The 19,401-nt window shown below is 62.5% G+C and carries 17 protein-coding genes; 5 read left to right on the forward strand and 12 right to left on the reverse strand.

Annotation, left to right across the window (positions count from 1 at the left end):
• Positions 1 to 63: 63 nt before the first annotated feature.
• The 8 genes from QM659_RS03750 to QM659_RS03785 form a co-directional block, all read right to left on the reverse strand.
• Positions 64 to 1,167, reverse strand: a complete 1,104-nt coding sequence (locus tag QM659_RS03750; protein ID WP_415187419.1) for a branched-chain amino acid ABC transporter substrate-binding protein — start codon at positions 1,165 to 1,167, stop codon at positions 64 to 66.
• 53 nt (positions 1,168 to 1,220) lie between these two features.
• Positions 1,221 to 1,628, reverse strand: coding sequence for a DUF6867 family protein (locus QM659_RS03755; RefSeq protein WP_415187420.1), 408 nt, complete (start codon positions 1,626 to 1,628; stop codon positions 1,221 to 1,223).
• A gap of 42 nt (positions 1,629 to 1,670) precedes the next feature.
• Positions 1,671 to 2,402: an ABC transporter ATP-binding protein gene (locus QM659_RS03760; RefSeq protein ID WP_415187421.1), complete on the reverse strand. Its 732-nt coding sequence runs from the start codon at positions 2,400 to 2,402 to the stop codon at positions 1,671 to 1,673.
• Positions 2,399 to 3,325, reverse strand: coding sequence for an ABC transporter ATP-binding protein (locus tag QM659_RS03765; RefSeq protein WP_303486472.1), 927 nt, complete (start codon positions 3,323 to 3,325; stop codon positions 2,399 to 2,401). Before QM659_RS03765 ends, QM659_RS03760 begins: the two co-directional genes overlap by 4 nt.
• Positions 3,325 to 4,668, reverse strand: a complete 1,344-nt coding sequence (gene livM, locus QM659_RS03770) for a high-affinity branched-chain amino acid ABC transporter permease LivM (protein WP_415187502.1) — start codon at positions 4,666 to 4,668, stop codon at positions 3,325 to 3,327. Before livM ends, QM659_RS03765 begins: the two co-directional genes overlap by 1 nt.
• Before the next feature lie 258 nt (positions 4,669 to 4,926).
• Positions 4,927 to 5,844 (reverse strand): ABC transporter permease subunit, encoded by a 918-nt coding sequence (locus QM659_RS03775; RefSeq protein WP_303486475.1) that lies wholly within the window; start codon positions 5,842 to 5,844, stop codon positions 4,927 to 4,929.
• 149 nt (positions 5,845 to 5,993) lie between these two features.
• A complete protein-coding gene (locus QM659_RS03780; protein WP_127076083.1) occupies positions 5,994 to 6,371 on the reverse strand; it encodes an ArsR/SmtB family transcription factor in 378 nt (125 codons plus the stop codon).
• A 134-nt stretch (positions 6,372 to 6,505) separates the two neighbouring features.
• Positions 6,506 to 7,855: a glutamate-1-semialdehyde 2,1-aminomutase gene (locus QM659_RS03785; RefSeq protein WP_415187422.1), complete on the reverse strand. Its 1,350-nt coding sequence runs from the start codon at positions 7,853 to 7,855 to the stop codon at positions 6,506 to 6,508.
• Between the two features lie 442 nt (positions 7,856 to 8,297).
• On the opposite strand from QM659_RS03785, the gene QM659_RS03790 reads away from it, so the two are divergent.
• The 3 genes from QM659_RS03790 to QM659_RS03800 are packed head-to-tail and all read left to right on the forward strand — an operon-like array spanning position 8,298 to position 11,897.
• Positions 8,298 to 9,488 carry a GumC family protein gene (locus tag QM659_RS03790; RefSeq protein WP_415187423.1) on the forward strand — a complete coding sequence of 397 codons (1,191 nt, stop codon included), beginning with the start codon at positions 8,298 to 8,300 and terminating at the stop codon, positions 9,486 to 9,488.
• Positions 9,481 to 10,794 (forward strand): lipopolysaccharide biosynthesis protein, encoded by a 1,314-nt coding sequence (locus tag QM659_RS03795; protein WP_415187424.1) that lies wholly within the window; start codon positions 9,481 to 9,483, stop codon positions 10,792 to 10,794. The genes QM659_RS03790 and QM659_RS03795 overlap by 8 nt, the downstream gene beginning before the upstream one ends.
• Positions 10,791 to 11,897 carry an endo-1,4-beta-xylanase gene (locus QM659_RS03800; RefSeq protein ID WP_303486485.1) on the forward strand — a complete coding sequence of 369 codons (1,107 nt, stop codon included), beginning with the start codon at positions 10,791 to 10,793 and terminating at the stop codon, positions 11,895 to 11,897. The genes QM659_RS03795 and QM659_RS03800 overlap by 4 nt, the downstream gene beginning before the upstream one ends.
• Here the strand turns inward: QM659_RS03800 and QM659_RS03805 are convergent.
• Positions 11,894 to 13,204, reverse strand: a complete 1,311-nt coding sequence (locus QM659_RS03805) for an O-antigen ligase family protein (protein WP_303486487.1) — start codon at positions 13,202 to 13,204, stop codon at positions 11,894 to 11,896. The two genes, QM659_RS03800 and QM659_RS03805, sit on opposite strands and share 4 nt — an antisense overlap.
• A complete protein-coding gene (locus tag QM659_RS03810; protein ID WP_303486489.1) occupies positions 13,201 to 14,367 on the reverse strand; it encodes a hypothetical protein in 1,167 nt (388 codons plus the stop codon). Before QM659_RS03810 ends, QM659_RS03805 begins: the two co-directional genes overlap by 4 nt.
• Positions 14,368 to 14,564: 197 nt before the next feature.
• On the opposite strand from QM659_RS03810, the gene QM659_RS03815 reads away from it, so the two are divergent.
• Positions 14,565 to 15,605 carry an NAD-dependent epimerase/dehydratase family protein gene (locus tag QM659_RS03815; RefSeq protein ID WP_303486490.1) on the forward strand — a complete coding sequence of 347 codons (1,041 nt, stop codon included), beginning with the start codon at positions 14,565 to 14,567 and terminating at the stop codon, positions 15,603 to 15,605.
• A 2-nt stretch (positions 15,606 to 15,607) separates the two neighbouring features.
• Positions 15,608 to 16,933: a DUF4910 domain-containing protein gene (locus QM659_RS03820; protein WP_415187425.1), complete on the forward strand. Its 1,326-nt coding sequence runs from the start codon at positions 15,608 to 15,610 to the stop codon at positions 16,931 to 16,933.
• A 15-nt stretch (positions 16,934 to 16,948) separates the two neighbouring features.
• Here QM659_RS03820 and QM659_RS03825 read toward each other — a convergent pair whose 3' ends face one another.
• Positions 16,949 to 17,887 carry a glycosyltransferase family 2 protein gene (locus QM659_RS03825; protein ID WP_415187426.1) on the reverse strand — a complete coding sequence of 313 codons (939 nt, stop codon included), beginning with the start codon at positions 17,885 to 17,887 and terminating at the stop codon, positions 16,949 to 16,951.
• 34 nt (positions 17,888 to 17,921) lie between these two features.
• Positions 17,922 to 19,301, reverse strand: coding sequence for an undecaprenyl-phosphate glucose phosphotransferase (locus QM659_RS03830; protein WP_415187427.1), 1,380 nt, complete (start codon positions 19,299 to 19,301; stop codon positions 17,922 to 17,924).
• Positions 19,302 to 19,401: the final 100 nt, after the last annotated feature.

Consider the following 19,401-nt stretch of genomic DNA (forward strand, 5'->3'; position numbering starts at 1 on the left):
CGCCGAAGCGAAGCGCCCGATTGTCCTGGCAGTCGTCGACCGCGACGGTCGAAGCTGGAAATCCTACTGGATCTGCTCGTAGTTCTTCTTGCCCCAGCGATAGAACACATAGGACGGAAGGTTCGGATCGCCCTTCGCGTCGAACTTGAACTTGCCGAGCGCGGTGTCGAACTCCAGATCCTTCAGCGCGGCCACGACCTTCTCGCCTTCCGTCGTACCCGCTTTTTCGGCGGCCTGTGCCCAGGTCTGGACCGCGGCGTAGGTGTAGACGACATAGCCTTCCGGGTTGACGCCCTTCTTTTCGAGCGCGTCCACGACCTCTTTCGCGGCCGGGTTCTTGCGCGGATCGGGGGAGAAGGTCATGAGCGTGCCTTCCACATCGTCGCCCGCGATCGAGCCGAGTTCGGTCGAGACGAGCGCATCGCCGCCGACGAGGATCGTCTTCAGGTTCTGCCCACGCGCCTGGCGGATGATGAGACCGGCTTCGGTGTGGTAGCCGCCCAGATAGACGACATCGATGCCGTTCTGCTTCAGCTTGGTGACGATGGCCGTGTAGTCCTTTTCGCCGGGCGTGATCGCCTCGTAGAAGACTTCCTGCTTGCCCGCAGCGTTCAGCGCTTTCTTGGTTTCGTCGGCGAGGCCCTGGCCGTAAGCCGTCTTGTCGTGGAGGATCGCAATCTTCTTGTCGGCGAATTCCTTCGCGAGATAGGCACCCGCGACGCCGCCCTGCTGATCGTCACGTCCGCAGATGCGATAGGTGAAGTCGCCCGAACGCTCGTCCGTCAGCTTCGGGTTGGTGGAACCGGGCGAGATCTGAACGACGCCCTGTTCGTTGTAGACGCTCGAAGCAGGGATCGAGGAACTCGAACAGAAGTGCCCCGCGACGAAGACCACCCCGGAGGAAGCCAGTTGCTCGGCGACCGCGCGCGCCTGCTTCGGGTCGCACTGGTCGTCGCCGAACTGAAGCTTGAGCTGCTTGCCGAGAACGCCGCCCTTTGCATTGATGTCGGCGACGGCTGCCTCCGCGCCCGCCTTGAACTGGGCGCCGAAGGTCGCTTCCTTGCCCGTCATCGGACCTGCGACTGCGATGGAGATGTCATCCGCCCAAGCCGGGGCGGCTGCGGCCCCAAGACCGAGAAGGGCCAGACCTGCCAGAATTTTGCGCATATATCGTCCTCTCCAAGTGCTTTTTCATCTTATGGACTGCGGAATGCGGAAGTTCAGTCTCGACGGGATTGCGGCGGGCTCTTGGCGTCGTGCAATGGCCGCCACGTCAGCGGGCTCGTTTCCACAGCGAGCCAGCCATACTGCCGAAGCATTTGCACTGTGCGTTGCCGGGAAAACCCGATTGCCGCGAAAACGAGCAGCACGACTGCATCGACGAGATAGTAATGAAGCGATAGTAGCGAGCCCTGAGACTGGCGCCAGCTTTCAAGCGTCGCACCCGCAAACAGTCCCCAGTGCAGAAAGCGCACCGCCGCCGTCAGCAGCATCACCTGAAGACCCGCCTGCCAGATAGGGTTCCACCCGCGCGCCGCCGCGCGCCCGATCATGTAGGCCGCGCCGCCTCCGGCCAACACGGTGACGAACAGGAAGGCCCAGAACGAGGTTTCCCAGATCACGCCCATGGCGCATCCCCCACAGGTCTGCCGCGAGAAAAAGGCGATCCATCAGGCATGAACGCCCCCTTCGAGATAGGCCGCCTTGATGTCGTCGCGAGCGAGAAGCTCGGACGCCGGTCCCGCCATCGTGATCTGACCGTTGACCATCACATAGCCGCGATGGGCGAGTTTCAGCGCGTGAAAAGCGTTCTGCTCGACGAGGAAGACGGTAAGACCCTGCCTGCGGTTCAAATCGCGGATCACCGAAAAAATCTGTTTGACGATGAGCGGGGCGAGACCGAGCGACGGTTCGTCGAGCAGCAAAAGCTTTGGCCGCCCCATGAGCGCCCGGCCGATGGCGAGCATCTGCTGCTCGCCGCCCGAGAGCGTGCCGCCTCGCTGCCCTTGCCTGCGTTCGAGTACGGGAAACAGGCTGAAGACGGTTGCGAGATCACCCTTTATCGAGGCGTCGTCGTTGGGGCCGAGCAGGGCGCCCATGAGCAGGTTCTCGTAAACCGTCATGCGCGGGAAGATGCGGCGGCCTTCCGGCGACTGCGCGATCGACAGCCGCATGATGTCATGCGTCGGCATGGCCGTGATGTCGCGGCCGTCGAACACGATGCGGCCGGAGCGCGCGCGCGGATCGCCGCAGATCGTGTTCATGAGCGTGGTCTTGCCCGCGCCGTTCGAGCCGATCATCGTGACGATCTCGCCCTCGAAAACGTCGATGTCGACGCCCTTCAGCGCCCGGATCGCACCGTAATAGGTTTCGACGCCGCGCACGGTGAGAAGCGGCTTCATGGTTCAACCTCCGCGCCAATGTCGGCCACTTCATCGTCGGGAACGCCCAGATAGGCCGCGATCACGCGCGGATCGGCGCGGATCTCCTCGGGCGTGCCTTCGGCGATCTTCCTGCCGTAGTCGAGCACGGCTATGCGGTCGGAAATCTGCATGACCACGCCCATGTCGTGCTCGATGAGGAGGATGGACAGCGCGTGCTCCTCGCGAATCTTGAGAAGGAGCGCGTTCAGCTCGTGACTTTCGCGCGGATTGAGCCCGGCGGCCGGTTCGTCAAGGCAGAGCAGCACGGGATCGGTGCACATGGCCCGCGCGATTTCAAGCCGCCGTTGCGCACCATAGGGAAGGTCGCCCGCCGGGTCGTCGGCGCGGTCGATGAGGCCGATTTCGCGGAGCCAGTACGCCGCCTTGTCTATGGCTTCGGCTTCCGCGCGCCTGAAGCTCGACAGCCCGAGCAGCCCCCCGATGGTGTAGCCGGAGGCCGCGTTCAGCACGGTGTGCTGCGCGACGAGCAGGTTTTCGAGAAGCGTCATGCCCGCAAACAGCCGGATGTTCTGGAATGTGCGCGCCACGCGGGCGACCCGCGCGATTTCGAAGCCCGGCATGCGTTCGAGAAGGAACACCGCCCCGGCGCCGTCCGCCTTCATCCACTGCTTGCCCCGGAACGTCGCCGCGGGCAGCGCCTCGAACGCGGCTTCCGAACCGTGAGCAAGCGCGATGCGCCCCTCCGTCGGCTTGTAGAAGCCCGTAATGCAGTTGAAGAAGGTCGTCTTGCCCGCGCCGTTTGGGCCGATGATGGCGGTGATGTCGCCGCGCCGCGCGGTGAAGGACAGCTTGTCTACGGCGAGAAGCCCGCCGAAGCGCATGGTGAGGTTCTCCACACGCAGGAGGTCGTCGCGGATTGCGTCGCTTGCGCCGTCTGCCATCAGCCGCGCCCTTCCTTGACGAAGCTGCCCGATATGTTCTTCCTCGCGTTGAGAAAGGCCGACGGCGTACGTCCGGACATGAGCCCGCGCGGACGCCAGATCATGACGAGCACCATGGAAAGCCCGAAAATGAGCATGCGGTAGTCCTCCAGGTCGCGGAAGCGCTCCGCGCTGCCGATGAGGATTACGGCCGCGATCACGACGCCGAGTTGCGAGCCGAGGCCGCCCAGCACCACGATGGCGAGCACCAGCGCCGATTCCATGAAGGTGAACGACTCGGGGCTGATGAAGCCTTGCCGCGCGGCGAAGAACGAGCCCGCGAAGCCGCCGAACATCGCGCCGATGGCGAATGCGGTCAGTTTGGTCGTGACCGTGTTGATGCCGACAGACCGGCAGGCGATCTCGTCCTCGCGCAGCGCTTCCCAGGCGCGGCCGATGGGCAGGCGACGCAGGCGCAAGGTTATGAAGTTCGTGAGGAGCGCGAGCGCGAGGATGACGTAATAGAGGAACACCATGCGGTGCATCGGGTCGAATTTCAGTCCGAACACGTTCGCGAAGGTGCTTTCGCCGGTGCGGTCGAAGGGCAGGCCGAAGAAAGTGAGTTTCGGGATCTTGTTGACGCCGTTCGGGCCGCCCGTGAGGCTCTGCCAGTTCAGAAGAACAATGCGGATGATTTCGCCGAAGGCCATCGTCACGATGGCGAGGTAGTCTCCGCGCAGTCGAAGCACCGGGAAGCCGAGCGTGATGCCCCACAAGGCCGCGAAGAAGCCTGCAAGCGGCAGGCAGACCCAGAACGACCAGCCGAATTGCGTGGAGATGAGCGCATAGGTGTAAGCGCCGACCGCGTAAAAGGCGACATAGCCGAGGTCGAGAAGCCCCGCGAGGCCGACGACGATGTTCAGCCCCCAGCCAAGCATGACGTAGATCAGGATCTGCGTCGCCGTGTCGATGGCGTAGCGCTGTGACGGGCCTACCGTCAGCATCGGAAGAGCGAGCGCGATCAGAAGCAGTGCGATGGGAAACTCGCGCCCGAAGTCGGCCGTAAGGCGCTTCAGGATGCCCTGTCCGACCGCCTCTTCCGGCGTCTGCCCGATAAGGAGGCGAGCCGCCCGCACAATGGCCATGGCGCCAACGACGAGGAACGAGCTTTCGCATGCGAAAGTGATGAGGTCGGTCACAGCCCCAAGCGCCGGGTGGCCAAATCCGGCCCCCGCCACCAGCGAAGTGCGGAAGCCGGGAATGCTGTAAAGCGCGAGCCCGAACGTGACGCCAACCGCACCCGCGATCTTCAGGACCGGCAAGGCCGATGGGACAAGCGAGGCAAAGGTGCGTCCGTCTTTCATCCTGCGCCAGATGAAGACATCCAGCAGGAGCCGCCCCACGGCGACGGCCGTAGCAAGCGCGAGCGCCTTGCCGAATTGCGGCAGGAGAATCAGCACGCCGTTCACGGTTTCGGTTCTGAGGCCCACGATGGAGCCGAACAGCAGAAGCGCGATGACGAATGTGATCCCTGCGTCCTTCAAAACGTCGGCGGTGATAAAGCCCTTGGGAAGCGTTCGGGTGACGGGCGACGTTTCAGGCTGAAGCGTGTCCGTCATCTTTTAGACCTTCTCCACTTCAGGGCGACCGAGAAGGCCGGATGGCATGAAAATGAGCACGATGGCGAGGATGGAGAACGCCGCGACATCCTTGTATTGCGCGGTGAAATAGCCTGCCCAGAACACTTCGATGAGGCCGATGAGGAGGCCGCCCAGCATGGCGCCCGGCAACGATCCGATGCCCCCGAGTACGGCGGCCGTGAAAGCCTTGATGCCCGCGACAAAGCCCACGAAGAAGTCGATCACGCCGTAATAGGCAAGGAACATGAGCCCCGCCACGGCAGCCAGCGCGGCGCCGATCACGAAGGTGAGCGAGATCGTGCGATCCACATTCACCCCGCAAAGCGCGGCCATCTTGCGGTCCTGCTCGCAGGCACGCTGCGCGCGGCCCAGGGATGTGCTGTTGATGAGGTACGAGAAGGCCGCCATCACGACCACCGTGGTCACGACGATCAGGATCTGCATGTAGGACAGGCTCACGGCGAAGCCGCCATCGCCCTCGGACAGGGTGAAGCCGCCCCGGATGACGGGCGGCAGGGGCTTCGAGCGCGCGCCCTGCGTGAGCGCCACGAAGGTCTGAAGCGCGATCGACATGCCGATGGCGGTGATGAGGGGCGCGAGGCGGAAGGAATTTCGCAAGGGGCGGTAGGCAAGGCGTTCGATGGCCCATCCCCAGAGGCCGGTCAGCGCCATGGCGATGACGAGCGCGAGAAGCAGCGCGAGCGGAACGGCGGTGACGCCCAGCGCGAAAAGCGAGAGAATGGCGATCAGGGCGACGAACGCGCCGATCATGAACACTTCGCCATGCGCGAAATTGATCATGCCGACGATGCCGTACACCATCGTATAGCCGATTGCGATGAGCCCGTAGATCGAGCCGAGAGTCAAACCGTTGATGAGTTGTTGGGCGAAATAGTCCATCGAGAGTTCCGCTTCGGTGCGGCCGGTATGTAAACCGGCACGAGCCCACGATGTAGTCTAATCCGGGGGGCTGCGACAACAACTACCGGCAGCGGGCCGCGCATTGTTATGCAGGATTCGGACCGACGCGGCGCAAAAACCCGACGGGGTCAGGCGTGGGCGTCGAAAGCCTCCGCCCTTCGGTGCGCGTTCGTGCGCGAAGACGCCGGGCGGTCGTCGTCGAGAATGTCGAGGATCGCGCGTGCTCTGGCGTTACGGAGAGAGTAGATGACGTGATGGCCGTGCCGCTCCGCCGCGACGATGCCGTCGAGGCGGAGCCGCGCCAGATGTTGCGAAGCGAGGCTTTGCCGCAAGCTCAGGCGCTGGCAAAGATCCATGACCGTATGCGGAGCTTGACCGAGAAGGCGAAGGATCTGGAGCCGGTGCGGATTGGCGAGCGCGCGCAGCATGTTGGCCGCCTGCACAGGGCCGTGTCCCGCCGCAACATCGTCTGCCCTTGCTTCGCCTGTCCCGTCGAGTTTTCCCATGCCCACGCCCCGTAATTGCTGACTCTGCGTCTTGTCTCGTTCGCACGATGATAAGGGGTTTCGAACATCTCCGGTTTCAGATGTTTGCCAGAACGGTTCAAATAAACGAGAGGCGCATAAACGAGAGGCACATTTCAGGCGCCGAAATCCTCATCGAAAGCGCCGGGCAGATTGAAGCTTCGCTGCACGATCTGGGAAGGGCGCCCGCAAAGGTGCTTTTCAAAGCCGTCGTCCAGTGCGCGGGCATAGACGGCAAGCGACGCATCCACCGCTTCCACGGTCCGCTCGATGTCGTTCGCGGTATGGGAATAGCAGACGGCGAGCGAGGGGCAGATGACGCCGCCGCGGATCATCTCCTGCAGGAAAAGCGACCGGTATCCCTGGGAGGGTTTCCGGTCGCGGTCGAGCGTCGCGAAGACAAGGCAGCAATCGCGGCCATGGACGGAGACATGGTCCCGCAGGCCGTGACGGCGGATTGCCTGCTCGAAGCCCTCGCGCAACGATGCGCCGAGCCGATGCAGCGTTTCGATGACCGGTTGATCCTGGTAGGTCTCGATGGTTGCAACAGCAGCGGCGAGAGGCCCGGTTTCGCCGCCGTGAGTGGTGGAGAGCAGGAACACGCGCGGCTTGTCGTGGTGCTGAAAGCCGCCGAGCCGCATGAACTCGCGTTTGCCGCACAAGGCTGATACGGAGAAGCCGTTGCCGAGCGCCTTGCCGAATGTGCTGAGGTCGGGCTCGATACCGTAGAGGGCCTGCGCGCCGCCATTCGCCCACCTGAAGCCGGTGATCATTTCATCGAGGACGAAAAGCGCGCCATTGCGATGGCACAGCTCCTTCAGCCGATGCAGGAAGCCGTCCTTCGGATCGGCGCCGCGCGAGGGTTCGAGGATGATTGCCGCGATCTTGCCGGGGTAACGGTCGAAGAGTGCCGCAGCGCTGTCGAGATCGTCATACCTGAACGTCAGCGTAAGGTCTTTCGTCGCCTGCGGGACGCCGGCTCCCATCGCCGTCGTGCCGATGAACCAGTCGTCGACGGAGAAAAACGGGTGATCCGAGCAATAGGCGACATGGTCGCGTCCGGTGTAGGCCCTCGCAAGTTTGATCGCGCCAGAGGTGGCGTCCGAGCCGTCCTTGCAGAACTTCACCATCTCGGCGCCGATCAGGCTCAGGAACCGCTCGGCGCACTCGACCTCGATGGGGCTCGGCCGGGTGAAGTTGCAGCCTTTCGCGATCTCTTTCTGGACCGCATCCACAACGGCGGGAAAGGCATGCCCGAGCGTGACGGCGCGGTTTCCCATCCCATACTCGATGAACTCGTTGCCATCGACATCCCAGACGTGGGAGCCACGCCCGCGCGCGATGAAACCCGGCGCGAGGACGGGATATTGGTCGAGACCCTTGGCGTAGGTGTGGCATCCCGCAGGAATGAGATGATGGGCTCTCGCCTGAAGCGTCTTCGACCTGGAAAAGGACTGATGTGACATATCCCGCCTCAAGAACTGCGCCGGCATTCGGAGACTTTGGTGCAGCCCCATTTGTTTCGATGTCGATTCAAAATGTAGAGATTGCGATTGCTGGCGTCGCAGTCCACGGCCTAAGCACCCGCATTCTCCGTCGTAATATGGACGGATCCGCCCAAGAATTAGACGCGAATGCACTGTTTGGACAAGAGCACGAGACTGTTTCTCTTGAACTTGGTTAAGCCCTCGATCCGTCTTTGTTTGTCTTGCCGTCACTAGAAATTTGTGCCAACACGTCCGATGACGTGCGCATTTGCCTCGCCATTTGTAGGCATGCAAGCAAGATCATGCGCATCAGGAGCAACTGGGACGTATTGATCCGAACGCATGCGGTTTCCAGTGGAAGTCAATACACCGGATATCGGCGATGATTTTGTAAAAGGCTGGTTGTTTCTTGAGTTTCCCGATGCATGATGTCGTCGTCGATCCCGAAGATCGCGAGATCGATTTCAGAAAGATCCTGAACGCGCTCTTCACCAATGCGCGTCTGGTTATCGCAGCCGCGGGGCTTGGCGTCGCGCTCGCCGTGCTTCTCATCGTGGTCTCGAACCCTGCCTACAAGGCGACAGCCAAGGTTCTCATCGACACGCGACAACAGAACATTCTTTCCAGCGAGGAACTCGTCAAAAGCGCCATCTTCGACACATCGGCAATCGACACGCAGGTTGAACTTCTCACATCGGGCAGTGTGGCGCGCCGGGCGCTGGCCGAACTGTCGGAGAAGTCGACACCGGGCGAGACAAAGCGGGAAACCTTCACGGACAAGGAAATTCGCGCATTTCTCGCCAAGCTCTCGGTTGCGAGAAAGGGGCTGACCTACGTTCTCGACGTCACTTTCTCGGCTCGCAACGCCGCCGACGCTGCCAACGCCGCCAACGTCATCGTGAAAGCCTATATCGATGAGGCTGCCGCCGCCGACACGAGCGCCGCGCAAAAAGCCAACGCCTGGCTGCAGGGCCGCATCAAGAACCTCGAACCCCAGGTCATCAGGCTCGAAAAGCAGATGCAGGACTACAGGGCCGTAAATGGACTTGTCAGCGTCGGCGAGCAGACCGTCGAGGAGCGAAATCTCGTCGAATACATAGGCCAGCTCGGCCTTGCGAGAGCCGCACTCGCCGAGGCGCAGGCCAAGCGCGACCTCGACCAGTCGAAAAGCGCAGTGTCGCTCCAGTCGCAGGATGCCTATTTGATTGCGAAAACGAAGGTTGCCCTGTTGGAGCGGGGGCTCGACACCCTGCGTGGCGAAGTTGTCGAGCGGCGGGAAAAGGAACTTCAGCTTCAGGAGATGGAGCGGGAGGCAACGGCCGCGAAAGAGCTTTATGCGCTGCTCCTGAAGCGGCAGCGCGAGATCGAGGCGCAGGAAAGCCGCAGCGCCGCCTATGCCCGCGTCGTTCAGGAGGCGCTGCCCCCGGCATGGCCATCCTGGCCGCCTAAGGCGCTCCTTCTTCTTGCGGGCGCGTTCATCGGTTTCGTGGCGGGTGTGCTCCTCGTGGTGGCAAGGCTCGTCGCAAGTGCAAGGGGGGTCACCCTGCACTCGCTTCGTCCCGCATTCGACGGCGGCATCCGCGACGCGCGGCCTACGGGGCGCGATGCGTAGATCGATCCTCTATTCCGTCCTGGACCAGGCGGCCCTCAGTGCCTTCAACTTCGCGCTCGCCTTCGCGCTCATCCGCATCTGGAGCGACAACCCCGAGGTTTTCGGCGTCTATTCGATGGTTTTCGCCGGCTCGCTTGCGCTCATCTCGGTGCAGAATGCGCTGATCAATGCACAATTCACCATCCTTCGCCCCAAGGCGACGAGCGAAAGCGACGAGTCCACTCTTCTTTCGATGTTCTGGACGGTGAACGTCGCCGTCGTAATCTGCGCGATGCTGCTGATGTTCGCCTCGATCCTCGCCACAGGCAGCGACCTTGCGCTTGCGGCCTCGGCCGCAGCCTATGTCGGCGCGACCCTTCTGCGCGAATACACCCGCAGCCATCATTTCTCCGACATGAATGTCCTTGCCGTCCTCGCGCTCGACGGCGTGTCGCTTGCCATCAGTATCGGCCTCTTCGCGGCCGCCTATGCGTTCGGGCCGCCGCTCGGCCTGCCGATCCTGTTCGCGATCCTGGCGGCGGGGCTCCTCATCGCTTCTGGCCTCGCGATCCGCATGCATCGTCAGCATTATCGCATTCTCGCCGATCGGGAGACGGTGGCCTTTTATCGGGCAGTGTGGCGCAAGCATTCCTTCTGGGCGCTGATGGGCGTGCTCACGTCGGAGTTTCAGCAGCGCGGCTATGTTTTCGTGGTTGCGGCGGCTTTCGGCGCGGGAAGCGTGGCGCTGATACAGGCCGCCGCGTTGCTGTTCCGGCCGATTCAACTCGTGACGCACGCCTGGGGCAAGCTCGCGCGTGCTGTTCTCGCCGACCATCTGGCCAGGGGAGATGTCGCCCGCGCCCGCGCGTTCACGCTTCAAAGTTTCGCGGTGCTTGGCGCGCTGTTCCTCGCTTTCAGTGCGGCGCTGGCGCTTGGCTGGCCCTTCATCAGCGATGTCCTCTTTCGAGGGCGCTACACGGACCTCGGCGCAATCGTGGTGCTGTGGGGGATCGCGGCGGCAGTCATCATGAGCACAGGCATTTTCAGTCTCGAAGTGCAGACGCTCATGCGGTTCAGGGAATTGAGTTTCGGCGCGGCGCTGGGCGCGCTGGTCTGCGCGGTCGTGCTGGCGGCAGTGGTCCTGTTCGGCGATTTCCGTGCTTCGGTTCTCGCTGTCATCGGGGGACAATTGGCGTTCTTTGCCGTGGTTTTGTGCCTTCTGCCCAAGACCAAGCCCCGGTTCGCCGCCAAAATCGGGCCTGCGCCGGAGCTTCGGACGAAGGGCGCGCCCCCTTCGTCGCTCGAAAGAGGCGTAGCCGAACCATGATTCTCACCCGCCGCGAATTCCTCGGCTGCACGTCGCTCGCGATCTTGACCGCGGCGCTTGACGGGGCTCGGGCCGAGGATGGCGATCCAGCGCTGAGACAGCTTGGCGGGGAAAAGGGGCTCGTGATCGGCTCCGCATTTTCGACGACCGAACTCAACCCCGGCGACGAGCGCCTTTTCGGGCGCGAAGTCGCGCGGATTACCCCCGAAAACGAATTGAAGATGACCGCCATCAGGCCGACGCGCGAGACGTTCGATTTCACCCGCGCCGACGCCATCGCCGATTTCGCCGGGCGAGCCGGTCTCGAAATGCGCGGCCACACGCTCATCTGGAACAATGACCGGCAGCCGGAGTGGCTTTCGACGCTCTCCGAGGCCGAGATGCGTTCGACCCTCGAAGAGCATATCGAGCGCACCGTGGCGCATTACCATGGCCGCATCGAGGTGTGGGACGTGATCAACGAACCGGTCGGCGCCGTCGCGTTCGGGCGTTACATGCTGCGCGACGGACCGTTCGTTCAGCGTCTCGGGGCGGACTATATCGCGCTTGCCTTCCGCACCGCGCGCGCGGTCGCTCCCGCAGCAAGGCTCGTGCTCAACGAGACGCACACCGAGCGCGACGACCGCTTCGGCCGGGATTATCGCAGGCGCCTCCTCCATCTGATCGACCGACTTCAGGATGCGGGCGTGCCGCTGGACGGGATCGGCCTGCAAGGCCATCTCCAGCCCGACAAGCCGTTCGATCCGGATGGTTTCGGCGCCTTTCTCGACGAGATCGCGCGCCGGAAGCTTTTCATCGAAATCACGGAACTGGACGTCAACGACGCGAGCTTTCCCGACGACGTAGCGGCACGGGACCGGGCCGTCGCCGAAACATATCGGCGCTTCCTCCGCACCGCGCTCGCGAACCCTGCTGTAAAGAGCCTGAGCTTCTGGCAACTCGGCGACGGCGCAAGCTGGTATTTCGCGCAGTCGGTGGACGAGAACCCGTCGAGCCAGCGCCGTCCGCGACCGCTGCTTTACGATGGAAACATGCGGCCGAAAGCAGCCTTCGACGCAGTGGCGGATGAACTGAGGCGGATGCCCCCACGTACGGGCGGCTAACCGGCAGACGGTTCTCCGGAGGACGTATCACGCGCAGCGAGGCGTCGCGCCGTCATGAAACACAGCGCGACCGTGATGATCCACGGCATCGCGAGGCCGCGCGCGAGCGACGATTCGGTCACATTATGCATGAGCAGGAAGATCAGCAGCGAAAGGGCGAACAGGAAGAAGGCCCGGTCGCTGACCCGCAGGCGGTCGACCGCAACGAGGACCTGCCACAGGAATGCGATCATGAACGCAAGCCCCACCGCGCCGACCGTCAGGGCGAGGTCGAGATATCCGTTATGCGATTGGGTCAAGAGATGAATGAAGGGCGGGCTCGCCTGAAGGTTCGGCGCATCGAACCCCACGCCCCAGAAGGAACCGTAGCCGAAGCCTAAAAGCCATCGTGTCCGCCACTGTTCGACCGAAAACGCCCAGATTTCATCGCGCCCGGTGAAGGACGCGTCCGGCAGTACCGTGCCGAGCGCGTCGGCGACCGTCATATCGAGCACCACGGTCACGACGAGAAGCAGGCAAGTGACGAGAGCCGCCCCGAGCGCCAAAATTACCGGCATTTGCAGCCGCGTCTCCCTCGCCGCAAGAAGGATGAGCCACGCGAGTGTTGGCGCGGCGATGGTGAGCGCCAGGGCCGTCTTGTTTCCCGAGAGCAGGAGCAGAGCCACCCACGCCGCGAGATAGACCGTGTTTACTGCGCGCGAGAGCGATCCTTCCAGCCTGGTTCGCCACATCGCGCCGATGAAAAGCCCCGTCGCCGCGATCACGCCTAGGAAGTTCTTGTCGCCGGAAACCCCTCGAAAAAGGCCCCGGTAGTCGAACGAAAACGGGAAGGCGAGGCTTGCCAGATTGGCGATCAGGGTGATGGCGAAAGCAAGATAGGCGACCCGGAGCACCTCGTCTTCCGATCGGCAATAGGCGGTTGCGCCTGCGGCGCAGTAGACGCCGATGACAAGAAGGAGCGTACGACGAAACGAGATGTCGGGATGCGTGGCCCATGCCGCCGAGAGGAGGCAGAACGCGAGAAAGATCGGCAGCAGCCAGAGGGTTGGCAGGAGCCGGACGAGCCGCCCCGGTCCGCGCAGCAGGATGACGAGCGTCACGAGGCCCGCCATCGACAGCCAGACAAGCTGATTGGCGAGATCGCTGGTCGCTGTGCTGACGGCAAAGGAACCTGTCTGCAAGTCGGTGAAATCGACCGGCGAAATGTCGGGCGGGAGCATTTCGGCGATCCGAAGTAGGATGACGAGCCAGAGAAGGGCAGGCAGCCACGCAAGCGGCGCCGGCGTGCGGTCGGTCGCGTCCCTCATGGCTTTAGCGCCCTCGCGACACGGTCGAGATAGTCCCGGTAGGCGGCGAGCGTTCGGGCGGAAATGCCTTCGGGATCGAACGCGTCGAGCGGTGCGGAGATGCCCCGGCGTGGGCGTTCCGCGCGCGCGACATCAAGCGCCTCGCGCAAGCCCTCCGGCGAAAGCGGCTGCGGCAGCGGCACGAACCAGCGCAGGCCGAGATGTTCGGAAAGCGCCTTGAGCGAGCCGAGTTCCGGCGCACATACCGGCACTTCATAGGACAGAGCCAGCAGCACGCTGCCCGAGTTGAGAACGTGCTTGAAGTTGAACGCGCCGAGATCGGCGGCGGAGTAGATCACAGCCATTTCGTCGTCCGACACGCGATGCGGGCGAACGATCAGACGCCCCGCGTTTTCGCTGGCGAGACGGACAAGAGCCGAGAGATAAGCCGCATCGTCGCAAGCTCCGGCGATCAGGAGTTTCTCATCGTCCCGCGCGATCTGAAGAAAATTTCGCGCCAGTTCGAGAATGCCCTTGCCGGGCCGGATCGCGCCGACTGCGGCGAGAATGAAATCCGACGCCCCCACGCCGAGCGCATCGCGAGCGCGGGCGGTGTCGACGCGCGGGGGATAAGCGGTACGATAGTGCGGATGCGGGATGACGATCCTGTCGACCGGGGCGAGTTGCGGATACGCGTCGAGACAGCGCCGCTCCGCTTCGGCCGTCAGGTTGATGACGAGATCGAGCTTCGAGCAGAACGCCGCCATGTAATTTCGCCAGATCCGGTCGCGGGGCTCCCCCAGCGGCTCGTGCGGCGCGATGTTGTGCGCCGTCCAGACGACGATGCCGCCTTGGCTTTTCACCCGGTCCATCTGTTGCAGCATGCGCCTTGCGTAGAGGCGCGACAGGAAAGGATGGGCGCGCGACACGCGGCCCCAGAATATGCGTTCGGGCCAGTGGACGTGAAGAACGTCGGTATCGGCGGGGCACGCGCGATAGAAGGAGAATTCCGTGACAGCGCAGCCCTGTCCCGTCATGGGCTCATGGATGAGCCACGTGTAGGGATTGACGGCGCGATCGGCGGGGCCGGGGCAGGCGACGATGCGCATCGCGCGGGCGTCGGATCCATCGATGCGGCGCGGCGGCGATGATAACCCGCAAGCAAAATCGGGCGAGAGTGACACGGCTTCTCTGATATGCGGCTAGATTTTTTCAGAACGCTAGCATCCCTGGGCGCGAAGATCTCATCGTTTGTTCGTTTCGGTTAAAGATATAAAATTTGACGATTAACCACGCGCACAATACATCCGCCTACTCAGGTTTTTACGCGTTGCGATGCTCTGTGTCTTTGTCTAGACCGAACGATCACGGAGTTTGCAAGATGAAAATATTCTTGACCGGGCATCTGGGCTACATCGGCACCATCATGGCCCCCATGCTCGCCGACGCGGGCCACGCCGTTACCGGTTGCGACGCCGATCTTTACGAGCGGTGCACCTATGCGGCGGGCGGTCAGATCGGTGACTTCCCAAAGCTGCGAAAGGATGTGCGCGACGTTCAGGTGCAAGACCTGGAAGGCTTCGATGCCGTCGTTCACCTCGCTGCGCTGTCCAACGATCCGTTGAGCGACCTCAATCCCGACATCACCTACGCGATCAATCACAAGGCGAGCGTGCGCCTCGCCGAGCTGGCGAAGCGGGCGGGTGTGCACCGCTTTCTCATGGCATCTTCGTGCAGCAACTATGGCCGTGCAGGCGAGGGGCTCATTGACGAAACCGGCGATCTCAATCCGGTCACGGCCTACGGACAATCCAAGGTGCGCTCCGAGCGGGATATCGGCGCCCTCGCGGACGACGGCTTTTGCCCCGTTTTTCTTCGCCCTGCCACGGCGTACGGCGTGTCGCCCCGCATGCGCTTCGACATCGTGCTGAACAATCTCGTCGCCTGGGCGGTGACGAAGGGCGTCATCTACATGAAGTCCGACGGTACGCCGTGGCGCCCGGTGGTTCATATCCGCGACATTTCGCAGGCGTTCCTGCGCGCGCTCGAAGCGCCGCGCGACGTGGTCTTCAATCAGGCGTTCAATGTCGGCAGCACGGAACACAATTACCGCATCCGCGATCTCGCCGAGGTGGTAGCCGGGGTCGTGCCCAACTGCCGGATCGAATACGCGGCCGATGCTGGCCCCGACACGCGCTCCTACCGCGTGGATTTCGGCAAGATCGAACGCGAACTCGGCTTCAAGGCTGAATGGGACGCAAGGAAGGGCGCGGAGGAACTTTACAACTCCTATCGGGAGGCTGGCCTGACGCTCGACGATTTTGAAGGACCGCGCTATCAGCGCATCGGGCACATCAAGTCGCTGCTGGCGGCAGGCATCCTCGCGCCCGATTTGAGGCACGTGCCCAAGGCGGCGGCCTGAGCGTGGGCGAGGCGCCGAAACCGGCGGCGGTGCCCCCCGGTCTTGAGGCCGATGCGGGCGTAACGATCCACGCGATTGCCGCCGAGATTTTTCCGCTTTGCCGAAGCATTACCGGAGGTGGCGTGAGGGAGACCTTGCGCCGTCTTGGCCGTCACATTCCGCTCGACGTGGTCGAGGTGGAGAGCGGCTCGCCTGCGTGCGACTGGACCGTGCCGGACGAATGGACCATCCGCGCAGCCTATATCGAGAACGCGGCTGGTGAACGGATCGTCGATTTCCGCGCGAACCCGCTGCACGTGATGAGCTACAGCGTCGCCGTGGACGAGGTCATGCCGCGAGACGCGTTGAAACGCCACGTTTTCACACTTCCCGAACAGCCGGACCTGATCCCCTACCGCACGTCCTATTACGCGCCCAGCTGGGGCTTCTGCATGGCGCATCGGCAGTTGGAAGCGCTGCCGGACGGACCTTACCGCGCCGTCATCGATGCCGATCTCGCGCCGGGCCGCCTCACTTATGGCGAGTGTTACCTGCCGGGCGAGACGCCGGAGGAAGTGCTGCTTTCCGCGCACATCTGCCATCCCGGCATGGCGAACGACAATTGTTCCGGCCTTGCGCTTCTCACCTACCTCGCGAAACAGCTGACGGGTGAGAAAAAGCGCTACAGCTATCGCTTCCTGTTCGCGCCCGGGACCATCGGCGCGCTGACATGGCTCGCCCGCAACGAAGAGGCTGTTTCGCGCATCCGCCACGGGCTCGTGCTCTCCTGCGTCGGCGACGGCGGCGGTCCGTATTACAAGCGCAGCCGCCGTGGCAATGCCGCCATCGACCGCGCCATGGACCATGTCCTGAGGCTCAACAGCGCCGCGCCCGAGATCGTGGATTTCGTCCCTTACGGCTATGACGAGCGCCAGTTCTGCTCGCCGGGCTTCAATCTGCCGGTCGGGCTGTTCCAGCGGAGCCGCTATGCGAGTTTCCCTGAGTATCACACTTCGGCCGACACGATGGATTTCATCACGCCCGAACACCTCGCGGAGAGCCATGCGCTTGTACGCCAGGCACTTTTCGTGATCGAAAACGACCGGTTCTATCGCAACCTGTTTCCCAGGGGCGAGCCGCAGCTTGGCCGGCGCGGGCTCTACGATGCGCTCGGCGGCGATCCGAAGGCCGCTGAAAAGAACCTCGCCATGTTGTGGGTGCTGAACCTTTCGGACGGCGCGCATTCGCTGCTCGACATCGCCGAGCGCGCGAAGATGCCGTTCGCGACGATCCTTGCCAGCGCACGGCTTCTGGAAAGGCACAAGCTGATCGCGCCCGTCCTGGCCTGATCATACGCGAGCGATCTACACGCGGGCGGCGCGCAGGAACGGGATGCTGTCGAACATGAGTTCGGGACGGTAGCGGAAGGTCTCGGGGATTGCCGCCGACGCGGAATGGAGGGCGAGATAGGCGAAACACCGCGCCTTTTCCGCAGCGCTTAGGTCCGTTTTGCGCAGCATCGAAATGTAGTGGCCGAGTTTCACAAGTTGGGCGGATTTCAAACGGATCGATGGATCGATCCGCGATTGCACCGACGTCTTGCCCATCATGCTCGTCATTTCCGTGTGCATGCGCTTCCTGAAAAGTTTGCCGGGAGCTATGGCGTAGCGCCCGTGCAGCGCGAGTTCGGCGAGCAGCAGCTTGTCGGAGCCGAAAAAGCTTTGGTGGAGCACCGTCTTGAGCAGCGTTTCGCGGCGCATCAACCCGTAGATCGGCGCGCACATGATCTGGCCCGCAAGCACGGCGCGGAAGCGGCGGGTGCGCTCCCCCGAGCATGCGCAGTCGTCGCGATCGAGGAGCCAAGTTCTGCCGTTCTTGTCATCGAAGCAGGCGTGAAGGCCGGCGTCGTAGGGCAGAGCGCACCCATCTTTGTCGACGAGAGCGGTCTCGCTGTGGCTGACCGCCACCGACGCGTCGTCCCGGATTGCGGGAAAGCAGGCCGCGAGGTAGTCCGGCTCGTAAAGATCGTCGGCTGCGGACCATTTGAAATAGGGCGCGCTCGCAAGCTCGAAGACCCGATTGTAATTCGGGATCAGCCCGATATTCGTCTCGTTGCGGAAATATTTCACGCGGGCGTCGGCGGCGGCATAGGCGCGAAGCAACTCTTCGGTGCCGTCGTCTGATGCGTTGTCCGAGATCACGATATCGAAGTCGCCGAACGTCTGACACAACAAGCTGTCCATGAGCTGGCCGACATAGGGCAGCCCATTGTAGACCGGAACACCGATCGATATTTTCGCCATTGTACGCATCACAAAACCTCCGAACCCGCGAAACTCAATAAGCCTTGCGGGAGATGAAGCCGTAGACCGGCGTCATGAGAATGATCTTGATGTCGAGCCAGATCGCCCAGTTCTCGATGTATTCGAGATCGAGTCTCACGCGATGTTCCATCTGGGACGGCTTCAGCACTTCGCCGCGAAAACCGTTGATCTGGGCCCAGCCGGTGATGCCGGGCTTCACGCGGTGGCGCGTGGCATAATTCGCCAGGAGCCGGGAATAATAATCATTGTGGGCCAGCGCATGAGGTCTAGGCCCCACGACGGACATGTCGCCCTTGAGCACATTCAGGAACTGCGGCAACTCGTCGAGGCTCGTACGGCGAAGGAGACGCCCGACCCGCGTCACGCGGCCATCGGATTTCGAAGCCTGCACAACCTGCTTCCCGTCTTCGAGCACGGTCATCGTGCGGAATTTCAGCACGTGAATGACCTTGTTATTGAACCCATGGCGACGCTGGCGGAAGATTACGGGACCGGGCGAATCCAGTTTGATTGCAATGGCGATAAGAACCATCGCGGGCGCGAAAAGTAAAAGCGCGATCAGCGCGATGACGATATCCTCTATCTTCTTGACGAAGACGCCCCATTCCGAGATCGGGATGCGCTGTACCCCAATGGCGCCGAATTGCCCATAATGGCGCACCTGTCCCATGGAAAGATCGAGCGCACCGAAGTCGGGGACGATATTGACGTTTACCGGCAGCAGGCGGAGATGCTCGACTGCCTTGCAGAGAACGTCTTTTTCCGACGCCGGAACAGCCACGATCACATCGCTGACGAACGTGTTTTGACATTGCGTAACGATTTGCTGAAGACATCGGTCGAGATGCGCAGTGCAGTCGCAGGCCGAACCCTCCCGGGCGGGCGCCACGCTCGGGCAGAGTGTGTAGACGCCCGCAATGCTGACGGGCCCCAGACGTTCCTCCCTTCTGAGCCTCGCGACCGCATTTTGAAGCGGTTCGCCTGAACCGACTATAATGACGGCTGTCCGCAGATAGCCCCTCTGGAGCAGGCGCATGTAGGCCGAACGCCAGCCCACGCGGGTCACGAGCAGGATCGCATATGTGGCAATCAGCCAGCTGGAGAACCAGCCGCGCGAAAGCTGCGCACTTTCCTTGACGGCGAAGAGAACGAAAAGAGACAGTCCAAAGGCGAAGGCAACGATCAGGAACAGGCTGAAATAACCCCGCCAGATGCCGGGCCTGAGTATGTCTTCGTAATAATTCTGGCGGCGAAGCCCAAAATACAGGGAGATGACAACGATAAAAATGCAACTCGCGTGAAAGGAAGGCGCCTCCGCTTCCAGATAAATGGAAATATATAAATATTTTATGGAAAAGGCTGCCGCCACCACCAGAGCGATGTCGATTGCCATCGCGATATCGGAGAACATTCTTTGCGTAACAGCTTGTTCTTGCCGCTTTCCATCGACTGTAATATCCGAGATATCGAGATAATTGCTGGACATACCCCTC

The organism is Rhodomicrobium sp. (assembly GCF_047605405.1).
In the GTDB taxonomy this organism is placed as follows: domain Bacteria; phylum Pseudomonadota; class Alphaproteobacteria; order Rhizobiales; family Rhodomicrobiaceae; genus Rhodomicrobium; species Rhodomicrobium lacus.